This window comes from Providencia sp. wls1943, from assembly GCF_009706275.1.
Classification (GTDB): Bacteria; Pseudomonadota; Gammaproteobacteria; order Enterobacterales; family Enterobacteriaceae; genus Providencia; species Providencia zhijiangensis.
On record NZ_WLTU01000016.1, the window covers coordinates 171140 to 183113 of the forward strand.

At 39.3% G+C, this 11974-nt stretch carries 4 protein-coding genes; 2 read left to right on the forward strand and 2 right to left on the reverse strand.

Annotated elements, in window-relative coordinates; genetic code table 11:
- Positions 1-12 precede the first annotated feature (12 nt).
- Positions 13-3171: an efflux RND transporter permease subunit gene (locus tag GKR48_RS07030; protein ID WP_154627559.1), complete on the forward strand. Its 3159-nt coding sequence runs from the start codon at positions 13-15 to the stop codon at positions 3169-3171.
- An 82-nt stretch (positions 3172-3253) separates the two neighbouring features.
- Here GKR48_RS07030 and GKR48_RS07035 read toward each other — a convergent pair whose 3' ends face one another.
- Positions 3254-9565 (reverse strand): TcdA/TcdB pore-forming domain-containing protein, encoded by a 6312-nt coding sequence (locus tag GKR48_RS07035; protein ID WP_154627560.1) that lies wholly within the window; start codon positions 9563-9565, stop codon positions 3254-3256.
- A gap of 283 nt (positions 9566-9848) precedes the next feature.
- Between GKR48_RS07035 and GKR48_RS07040 the strand changes: the two genes are divergently transcribed.
- Positions 9849-10475 (forward strand): hypothetical protein, encoded by a 627-nt coding sequence (locus GKR48_RS07040; protein WP_154627561.1) that lies wholly within the window; start codon positions 9849-9851, stop codon positions 10473-10475.
- Between the two features lie 88 nt (positions 10476-10563).
- Here the strand turns inward: GKR48_RS07040 and GKR48_RS07045 are convergent, their stop codons facing one another.
- Positions 10564-11949 (reverse strand): DASS family sodium-coupled anion symporter, encoded by a 1386-nt coding sequence (locus tag GKR48_RS07045; protein ID WP_154627562.1) that lies wholly within the window; start codon positions 11947-11949, stop codon positions 10564-10566.
- Positions 11950-11974: the final 25 nt, after the last annotated feature.

The window sequence follows — 11974 nt, forward strand, 5'->3', positions numbered from 1 at the left end:
AGCTATTGATTAATGCCTAAGTTTTTTATAGATAGACCAATTTTTGCATGGGTAATCGCGATTATCACCATGCTTGCAGGTCTGCTGGCAATTATCAAGTTACCTGTCGCTCAGTACCCGACGATTGCACCGCCGGCTGTTTCCATTTCAGCTAACTACCCTGGTGCAGATGCATCAACGGTACAAAATACGGTGACCCAAGTTATCGAACAGAACATGAACGGTATCGATAATTTGGTGTATATGTCGTCAACCAGTGATTCATCAGGTTCAGCAAGCATCACGCTGACTTTTGAAGCAGGTACTGATGGCGATATCGCCCAAGTACAGGTACAGAATAAGCTGCAATTGGCAATGCCACTTTTACCTCAAGAAGTACAGCAACAAGGTATTAGTGTCGATAAGTCCACTAGCTCATTCTTAATGGTTGCAGGCTTTATTTCTAAAGACGGTTCAATGGGTCAATACGACATTGCCGACTACGTAGGTTCAAATATTAAGGACCCACTGAGTCGTGTTAATGGTGTTGGTGAAACCCAGCTGTTTGGTACGCAATATGCAATGCGTATTTGGTTAAAACCAGAGCAACTCGTTAAGTACAACATGGCAACTTCGGATGTCATTAATGCAATTCGTGTACAAAACAACCAAGTTGCCGCCGGTCAGTTAGGGGGAACACCTCCTGTTGCCGGTCAGCGTTTGAACGTATCTATTATTGCTCAAACCCGTTTAAGTAACGTAGAAGAGTTTTCGAACATTTTATTACGTGTGAACCAAGACGGTTCCCAAGTTCGTTTGAAAGATGTCGCTACCGTTCAACTCGGTGCGGAAAACTACAGTACCGTTGCGCGCTTTAACGGTATGCCAGCAGCAGGTATCGGTATTAAATTGGCAACTGGCGCTAACGCACTGGATACGGCGAATAACGTCCGTGCAGCCTTAGCTGAGATGGAACCGTTCTTCCCTGAAGGGTTAGAAGTCGTTTACCCATACGATACAACGCCATTCGTTAAGATTTCGATTAACGAGGTAGTTAAAACGCTAGTTGAAGCGATCATGCTGGTTGTTGTGGTTATGTATCTGTTCTTACAGAACATCCGTGCAACATTGATCCCAACTATCGCCGTACCGGTGGTTCTGTTAGGTACCTTTGCTATCTTGTCGGCCTTTGGCTACTCGATAAACACCTTAACCATGTTTGCGATGGTACTTGCCATCGGTCTTCTCGTGGATGACGCCATCGTTGTTGTTGAAAACGTTGAACGTGTAATGCAAGAAGAAGGTCTGCCACCAAAAGAGGCGACCAAAAAATCCATGGGCCAAATTCAAGGTGCTCTGGTCGGTATTGCAATGGTGCTGTCTGCGGTATTTATCCCAATGGCCTTCTTCGGTGGGTCTACAGGGGCAATTTACCGTCAGTTCTCTATCACCATCGTTTCATCGATGCTGCTATCGGTATTAGTGGCGATGATCCTGACCCCTGCACTGTGTGCAACTATGTTGAAGCCAATTGAAAAAGGCAGCCATGGTTCCACGAAAGGGTTCTTTGGATGGTTTAACCGCGTATTTGAAAAGCAAGCTCACCATTACACAGACAGCGTAAGCCGTATGTTGAATGGCACGGGTCGTTACCTTGTGATCTACGTGATACTGGTTGTGGGCATGGCATTTATGTTTGTTCGTCTGCCATCGTCATTCTTGCCAGCAGAAGACCAAGGGGTGTTCTTATCCATGGTGCAGTTACCGCCAGGATCAACTCAAGAACAAACCGAAGTCATCTTGGATGAAGTCAGTAATTACTTCAGAGTAGATGAAGGTAAAAACGTTAAGTCTGTCTTTACCGTTGGTGGCTTCAGCTTTGCAGGTGCAGGACAAAACATGGGTCTGGCGTTCGTCGTTCTTAAGAACTGGGATGAACGTAAAGGGAAAGAAAACCATGTGGATGCGATTGTTGCACGTGCAAACGCAGCACTATCCCAAAAACAAGGCGCCTTCATTTATGCCTTTAACTTACCCGCAATTGTTGAGTTAGGGACATCAAACGGCTTTGACTTTGAGCTGGTCGATAAAGGTGGCTTAGGTCATGAAAAACTGATGGCAGCACGTAATCAGTTACTCGGACTTGCTGCACAGCACCCTGAAATTTTGCAAGGTGTACGACCAAATGGTCAAGATGATACCTCACAGTATCGAATCTATATTGACCAACAAAAAGCACAGGCACAAGGTGTTGCTATCAGTGATATCAACGCAACCCTCAGCTCCGTGTTTGGTGGTTCATACGTTAACGACTTTATCGACCGCGGTCGTGTGAAGAAAGTTTACGTACAAGGTGACGCGGAAAGCCGTATGTTGCCGTCAGATATCAGCAACCTGTATGTTCGTAATAACCAAGGGAAAATGGTACCGTTCTCAGCGTTCTTAGACGAATCCAAAGACCCATGGAAATTCGGTTCACCACGTTTAGAGCGTTATAACGGTGTTCCAGCAATGAACATTCAAGGTCAAGCAACAGAAGGTCAAAGTACCGGTGCTGCGATGTTGATGATGGAAAAACTGACCACAGAAAACCTACCTGCGGGTATCGGTTATGAGTGGACAGGTATGTCGTACCAAGAGCGTTTGTCTGGTAACCAGGCACCTGCCCTGTATGCGATTTCCCTGATTGTTGTATTCCTGTGTCTGGCTGCACTGTATGAAAGCTGGTCTGTACCGTTCTCAGTTATGTTAGTGGTGCCACTTGGGGTTATCGGTGCGTTACTCTTCACCTCCGTCCGAGGCTTAGATAACGACGTTTACTTCAAGGTAGGGCTGTTAACCACCATTGGGTTATCGGCGAAGAACGCAATCTTGATTGTTGAATTCGCCAAAGACTTGATGGAGAAAGAAGGTAAAGGATTGATTGAAGCAACATTAGATGCCGTTAAAATGCGTCTAAGACCAATCCTGATGACATCATTGGCATTTATGCTGGGTGTTATCCCTCTGGTATTCAGTAATGGTGCAGGTTCTGCGGCACAGAACTCCGTCGGTACAGGTGTACTCGGTGGTATGTTCGCAGCAACATCATTGGCTATCTTCTTTGTTCCGGTATTCTTTGTGGTGATCCGTCGCCGCTTTGCAAAGGCACCAGAACACGTTGATAACAACCAGCCACCAGCAGCTCATTAATCACTAATGAGTTAAAAAAGACCCCCAATAGTTATCCAACTATTGGGGGTTTCTTCATTTATATGACAACGATTGACGTCATCTAGTGTATTTTAGACTGCAGCGTACTGATTGGTATTATGTCTGAGCTTGATATACTCCGCCCTAATTTTTCATTCGGCTGATAACTCATATTATGTGGACGTGTTATCTGACTGCAACTCTCAGCTAAATATGCCAGATCTGCATTGCATTGCGGCCTCTCTTCAAAATAACTCGATAAATACATGGCACCACGGTGAAACGTAACCTCGTTTGCAAGCTCACTAATATTGAAAACGCCATCGCCAAAATGAATCATCAAATGCTGGTGAGCTAATGAGTTTGTACCATAAACATTATGTAATACTAATGAAGTCTGATTAATGGAATCCGTGAGAATTAAATCATCATTAAGTCGATTAACAAAAATGGAATTACCCTCAATTTTTATCGGCAATACAAGATGATCTATTTCGCCATCCTGTGATTGGTTATCGATAATAATGACTTGATGATTTTGCCAATCCTCTATTTTCAAGTGATAAGTATCTTTACCTTCCCCACCACTGAGAATCAATGTCTGCACGTCTTTTAGCTGTGTTGGCGCGAGAATATCATCATTATTGGTTCCTTTAATAATGAATGATGAGCCTAACGGTTCATTCTTCGACAACGAGTGAAAAATAAGTTGCCCCTCACTAGAAGACAACATTAGCCCATTCCCTATTTTTCGTACATTTTCAAGAGAAACATCTGGATATAATTCAATGAGTTTTGGTAAATTTTCGGAGGGCTTTAAAGACTGATTGTCATCAAACATATCCGCTAACAGTGCACTCGAAATTGCGGTTTGTTGATATAGTTTTTTGGTTTTTGTATCAAAAATAACCCCACTACCCTCACTCGAATCAAAATCTAAAAAATGTAATGTATCCTCAGATGGTAAGGACTCACTAACAATGACTTTTCCTTTAAAATACCATGCGGATAAAGGTTGCTTGCCATCTTTTCCTTTCAAACCAAACAGTGTGATTGGATTAGGTTCATTAATAAAGTCGTTTAAATTACGCCAATTAAAGGACTCATCTTCAAACCAGGTTTTATTTATCGCAATGATATCCGCGCTGCCATTAGCATTAAGCTGTTTTACTACTCCATTTTTGTGAATAACGAATAGATTTCCGTTCCAATCAAAAACCGTGTCTATTTCACTAAAACTTAATCGCTTAGCGGTTGGATTTTTAAGATCAATATCTTTTTGCCCTAACCCTTCTTGGCGAAAAATGGTCTCGGACTCTTTACTATAAAAGAAAAAAACTTCCCCTCCATTCTCATCGAATAGGCTACCTGCCAATATCAGATCGGTTGGTGGTTTCCAATTCCACGTGTCGGTAAGCGGATCAAACTGATTAAAACAAGCTCCAACTATTTTTATTAATGTTGGCTCTGTGTTTGCGAACCTAAATCTCCCTTCAATATTTAACAGTGTCGATTTATCTGTAAAACCCATATAAGCAGGATCTAATACATGACTGAAAGGCTCTCCATTCGCCAGCCTGCGATTCATAGAGTTTAATTCTTCAGGGTTAGTCGAAATCCAATACATTGTCTGAGATATATTCGCTATCATTTTTTGATCATAATCATCAGGTCTGGCTAAGTTAGGTTTTATGATTACCCCATCACTTGTACGTAACCAATAAATACACTGGAAGCCTAAATAATTGGTATTTTTTATCATTACAATGGGCGCTAATTTTGGAAATGGCGCTGTTGGTGATGCCCTTGTAGGTGACACATTTTTATCATCAGGGCTTACTCTAATATAGTTTTTATTTACCAAATAATCGTGATTCAAGAAATAATTATGTTTTTCCAGTGGAATAATGAGGTCGAGTTTATTCAGCCTCCCCATTAAGATGAAATCATCAGAAATACTCACTAACTCTAGTTGGTTTTTCACTAAATGATAAACCACATTCACGTCACTCCCATTTTTTCTATTCGTTAATTCAACAATGACTGTATTATTTTTTATTGAAATTCGTTCAATATTTGAATCCTCACCTAAAAAGCTATAAAAATTAAAACTAGCATATAAATCACCATTATTAACATGAGTTGACCATATGATATTTTCACTTTTAGAATAAAAATAGGCGATATCTTCAATAGTCGCAATTAAGATTGCAGATTGATTTTCTTTATTTAATGAGTTGGTATATAACATGTGTTTAGCGGCAACATCATAGAACGCCCTTCCAACAGTTTGCCCACCAACCGAATAATCATCAATAATAATATATTGTTTATGTAACTCATTTTTTTCTGCTAAATCATGAAGAAAAGAGTCAATAGAGTGTACCGTTGAGTTCCACTGTTTTCCATTTAGGCGAACAATGCCTATTGTTTTATTATTGAAGTCAACTTCCCTAATCTCATGTTTGCTATTAATAATTTGAATTACACTAGATGTAGCAGTGCCATCAACATAAATAACAGAATTACCAATTTGGATATTATCATCATTAACGTTAATTACCTGATCTTTATGATCATCAATACTACTTGTATCGATAATCCACGTGGATTTATCTACCGCGAATGGCGATTGCGTTAGCCTTAAAGAAGCACCATGATTCATTGAAATCTGATATTCCCCTCCATTTCCTGTAATAATATGTTCTATATAGCCATGCCACGATTTAGGCATATTAGGAACAATTAAATGTTTATTCCTTGAATCTAAAATAATCGAAATAGGTGTAAAAACATATTCTGGTTTTAATTCTGATATGACATACTCTAGACCACAATAAAAATAGTCAAAATAAAACTGGTAATTTTCTTCCATTTTTCTAAGCACTGAGAAACCATAATCACCACGGGTTGTACCACCAAAAAAAGAAGTATATTTGTAACTTAGATAACATTGAGGAACTACGGGTAGCACAATAGTATTTGACTTATTGGGATAAAATATCACTTCATCTTGTGAAATACCCACTCCTTCTCGAATATTAATCGCTTCATCTTTATTTATATCTGCTCGTGGACTTGATTGAAAGTCACTTAAAGTACTATGCTTGAAAACCCATGTTCTTTCTTCGCCACGATAAATATATTGGCTACCAAGCTTAAAGTTTGCATTTAAAAAATTAATCTCTTTAATCACAATGCCTTCTGTAGGCATTAATAATTTTTTTTCTTCATCATAATGAATAGCTGCATTCTGATAATGCTCTTTATATCGACCAAAAATAACACCAACCCCTATCGCTTCCTGTGCATGAATCTCATTAATTTTGACTAACTCAGTAATACCAATCCCTAGGCCCGCTAAAGGCACGGCTAACGGCATAGTAACACCAGCAACGGTTTCAGCCCCTAATAGCGAAGCCCCATATCCCACAGCGCTTGCACCTAGCGCTGCTGAATCAAACGCCAACTGAGTACCGATGACCGTTCTCTGTTGTTCATTCTCTGCATTCGCGAGTTCATAAATGTCAAATCCGACCATAGCCCCCTGAAAAACAGTACCCATCTCTTCATTAGCGGTACGTAAAATCGATGATGAAAAACTATTCATCTCGGTTTTAATGATTTCTGCGCCTTCTTTCCAAAGTGCACTCGCCAATCGACTGGCTCGTGATATATCGTTCGCAGCCCCATGAACCATCATGGTATAACTCACATAAGCGTGAATTTTCAATGCGGTACCTAGGTTAGATGGATTTCCTGAAGCCACTGATTGGCGATTACGATTTCCAGCCCATTCAATCAGAGCCTTAATCCCCATCGCAGAATTCAGTCCATCAACATGTTCAGCTTCAGTCCCCCCGCCTATGATATCCTCATGCTGTAGCGCTAAATCCTTAAACGCATAGTGCTGGCTAAAAGAGTCGATTGATTCACTAAAATATTCTTTAAATTCAAAAAATGTTTTGTCATCAGTTTCAATCCAACGAGCCTCCTCCTCATCGCCTTTATGAACGAACTGAATTTTATATCGCCCATCCTCTAATCGCTCGGTACTCGTAAGAACAGGTAGCCAATATTCATCTAACGGGTGTTTTTGAGTGATTTTATCTAGTGATGACTCTAAACGGCTACCCCACCGCTCTGCGTTTAAAATATTCAAAGATGATTTGATTTGCCTATCTTTTGCTAATAAATTTTGGTTCTCTATGAAAGCTCTTGTTTCTTGACGTCGTGGGATGACCTCAGATAACTCAGTTGAAGAGACTAAATCTTCCACTCTTATTCCTGCACCAATATTCACATTTGCCATTTGCTCAGTATCAATAGAGACGAGATCAAATACAGGCTCAGATTTCTCCATTAAGGCATCATACTTATATGCCATTTTCTCTTTAATCAAAAAAGCATCTAAACACTTAGAAAATTTTTTAGGGTTATCAAAAATATAAAGCCCAAAGTTAGGATCATAAAAACAGTAGCGTACCTCACCATTATGAACTTTTTTTCCTATTAACATTGAATGACTTTGAGTATTTAAGGCATACATCTGAGTCCCATTAGATTCAATGACTCGTTTTTTTATATCCTTTAAATTAAGTAAACCAATTGAATAAGATGCACCTACAGCTTCCGTATTAAAATGTAAATTTTGCAGTGATGTTTTCAATAGGATTGCGTTTTTTTCTTCCGGTGATGCTGCGGCAATAAACAGCTTATTGAAAAGCGCGTTGGCACCGTTAACATCATCATGTTGAGCTAATGCAACAGACATCGCTCTCACTAATGGATAACAACGACCTCCTTCATGATCGCCCATTAATGGTAAATAAAAATCTTGAGGAGCAAGGCGTTGATAAATACTTCCACCATTTTGGAATAAGGTATTTGTTTTTAGCGTGTGGTTTAAAATATTTTCCACATATTCCGACTGTTCCTTAATCTGGATGTATTGAGACAATGCGCCACGCTCTTTAACACTTAATTCTCCATGAATATAAAGCGCTCGCATTTTTGATGCTGACATTTCATCATGAAAACCAGTGATGCTTAATTCTTTATAATTTTTAACACCTTGTTTGAAATCACCATGACCATTCCATATATCATTATTTAATAGAACTGTGTATTTTTCTCTATTACTTACAGATTCGGATTGAATACCTGATTTAATACTTTGTTCATCTATCTTAAGAACCACATCTTTCCCATCATGGTTTTTAATTTGCAACCATAACCAGCTACGTTCGACAGATGCGCTTTCAGATAAAACCACATCATATTTTTGCTTATAATATTCTTTTAGGTGTCTATTCAACTCGATTGTTTTTTTTAATTCATCTATTCTAATGCTATCTTCCTCTGTAGGTGTTTTTTTACTTGATTGCTTTATTTTATCTTGCAGTTCAATAAGTTCATCTCGCGCACTCTTTATTTTTATATCTATTTTTTCTCTCTCAATATTGAGATGTTTTTTTATTTTATTACGTAATTCTATCCAAGAAAGAATCGCTGGATGATCTAATGAAAAATCGCCATCTGTATAAATACCCTGTTTAAAATTTTTCGTATCAATATCAATCTCCCGAGCAAGATTAAATAATTTTTGATGAATATCACTACGGTATCGATTAAATTTATCTAAACGTGATTGATAAAATGCTTCATCCGGATATAGCAAGATAACGGGTTCATCTTGTATTCGGCGTTGTGGAGTAGGAATGCCATTCACCGCCTCATATTGTTGGAGCTGTAAAATTAATGCCCATCGACCTTCATGAAACTTCATATAAACCATTGCAAGACCTTCATCAGTACCGATAACTTGGTAATCTTGAAAATCAAATGCCATTACCACATTGTCATAGAGCACTGAACTATTCACTCTTCCATCATGGTACACTCGATATGTTGTATCATTATGTTTTGTAACGATAACTGAACATCCCGTTAAAGAACCCGTAAAGAGAAAACTGTTTTCAGCTGCCTGCATAGGGATATCAATATAAGCCGGTTTTGTACTTGATTGATTAGCGCCGTTATAACCTAAAAAGTAAGCATTCACCGTTAACTCTGGGTCAAGATATGAAGCACTGGATATAGGATTAATAGCATAAGTATTGGGTGATTTTTGCGTGAATTTGACTAAACCTTGTGAGGGTAATTTCCCCATATGAGTCATTTCATCAGCGCTAATCGTATTGGCATGAGAAAACACTATCGTATTTTCCTTAAATAGCTTGATATCACGACTTGCTGGCGTATCTTTAGTTGATGAGCCCCACCACAAAGGGGATTTTAACGCCAGATCGCGTAATGCTTGAGATATCACTCTAGGGTTAATACTATTTTTTTTAGAAAAAAAAACAGGTGAATAATAAAAATCACTTCTCATTTCTATAACTCCATTTATTTAATAAAAATATTCAATGATTAAAAAATTATTCTAAATTTAATTATTTCACATCAGCATTAAATTAATAATAAAAACCATCTACAGGCTTAAATTTAAGATTAAATATAAAACCAGAATAATTAATTCTTATTAAAAAATAGAAAAATCAAATGTTATTGAGATTTTTAATAGTTCCCTCTTATTTTTTGATAGCTTCAGAATAGAAAATTAGCGTTATAGTCATTCTCGTTAAGGACATTTAATAGCAAGGAACTTATAACAGATGACTCATACAATAATGCTAACTAGACCCTTTCTGCTCAGTCGGAATATTCGTTCAACAACGGCTATTGAGCATCATTTTTTCTTGAGCAATGAAAACCATGGTCAGCGGAGTTTGACTATTCAAATCGCCAAGATGATGTGGGCGAAAGTCACCCAAATGGAGGGACGCTCTCCAAAACAACGAGTCATCAAGCTAGTTAATTCAAATTCATCTAGCCAATCCTCATCATCCTCATCTTTTCCATTAGCAAAACCTGTCTTGTTTGCTAATCGCTTCAATCACCAAAACGCCCCTTTTATCACTTCTTCAAAACAACACAACTTCAATCCATCAAACACCATTTTTACTCCCCTTCATGACGGTATTTTGAGTGCAGGTCGTTATACGAAAATCGAGACTTTTCATCAACAAGCACACCATCTTGTGACAGACAAGGACGTCACGACTTTCGGTAATACCCGCCCTCTTGAAAGCCATCAAACATTATGCAAAGTATGCACTCTTTGCCTGCAAAATATAATTGATATTAAAGGATTCACTCAAACCAGAAATTCCTCACTGCGTGGAAATAGTGAGATTTCAATATTCAGATCAGGAGCCTTTCAGCTAGGGAAGAACCAATAGATGCTTGTCATATCAACAGCATCAGAAATAAAAAACGGCCTCATTCTCTGAGGCCGTACTATTTATTTGTCGAATTTTCTGGTTGCTATTACAGCCAGAAGAACCAAGCAAATAGAGAGATGACAATGATACATGCCACGTTCAATACAGCACCCACACGTACCATTTCAATTTGTCGAATATAACCCGAGCCAAACACAATCGCATTCGGTGGTGTCGCGACAGGTAACATAAAGGCACAAGATGCACCGATACCGATAATCATGGTTAACGCCATGACTGGCATACCTAATGCTTCCGCAACTGTTGCAAAGATTGGAACCAACAGTGCCGCACTGGCTGTATTACTGGTAAATTCCGTCAGGATGATAATAAAGGTTGTCACCGCAAGAATGATCACAAACCAATGGCTTTCACCAAATGTCATTTGCATCCAGTCTGCCATGATTTTACTTGCGCCAGATGAGCTTAAAATTGCGCTTAGTGTCAAACCACCACCAAACAGCATTAATACGCCCCATTCGGTATTTTTTTGGATTTGTGACCAGCTCGCCACGCCCGTAATACCAATTAATACTGCCGCGCTCAATGCGATGATGGTATCTAAATCTTTCACACCACCTAAAGCTTCGCTGATAAATGTACTGGTGATCCAGCAAACAACCGCTAGCAAGAAAATGCCCATTGCGGTAATACGTTTACCATTCCATTCCACTTTTTCTAATTCAATATCAAAACGGTGTTTTAAGTTCGGACGAAGCATCATATACATCAGAACAAACATCATTGGCAGTAAAACGACCATGATTGGAATACCGTATTTCATCCATGATAAGAAATCTAAACCAAGCGCAGAAGCGGCAATCGCATTCGGCGGGCTACCGACAATGGTTCCTAAACCACCAATACTGGCACTATAAGCCACCCCCAATAACACAAATACAAATGTATTGCGCTCATGGCGAACATCAAGGTTAGAAAGAATACCTAAAACCAGCGGTAACATCATTGCTGCAGTTGCCGTGTTGCTGATCCACATAGATAACCCTGCGGTCACCCCGAACAGCAAAATTACTGCAACCGATAAACGCCCACGAGCAGCCATCAACAAGCGGTTAGCGATCAGGCGATCAAGACCTTGAATATGCAGTGCGGTTGCTAGCGCAAACCCACCGAAAAATAAGAAAATAATGGGGTTCGCAAAAGCTTTTAGCGCATCTCCCGTTCCCATCAAGCCAAGCCCTACCGCCAACAACGGAATACAAAGTGCGGTAATTGTGACGTGAATAGCCTCTGTTAACCAAAGCACGCCCACAAAGACCATTAAAGCCAGTCCTGCATTTGCTTTTGGATCAAAAGGCAAAAATTTCAACAGTAAAAGTAAAACTACAATATCAACCGCTAGGATAATCCAACCACGCTTATTTGAAGGGGTTGGAGAAGCCGATGGTGTCAAAGATTCAGAAGCATCCATGTTAACTCCATAGCTCGGAAGCAAT

Excerpts from the sequence above, each read along its gene's own strand:
- GKR48_RS07030 (WP_154627559.1), top strand. The coding sequence starts at position 13 with ATGCCTAAGTTTTTTATAGATAGACCAATTTTTGCATGGGTAATCGCG.
- GKR48_RS07035 (WP_154627560.1), bottom strand. The coding sequence starts at position 9,565 with ATGAGAAGTGATTTTTATTATTCACCTGTTTTTTTTTCTAAAAAAAAT.
- GKR48_RS07040 (WP_154627561.1), top strand. The coding sequence starts at position 9,849 with ATGACTCATACAATAATGCTAACTAGACCCTTTCTGCTCAGTCGGAAT.
- GKR48_RS07045 (WP_154627562.1), bottom strand. The coding sequence starts at position 11,949 with ATGGATGCTTCTGAATCTTTGACACCATCGGCTTCTCCAACCCCTTCA.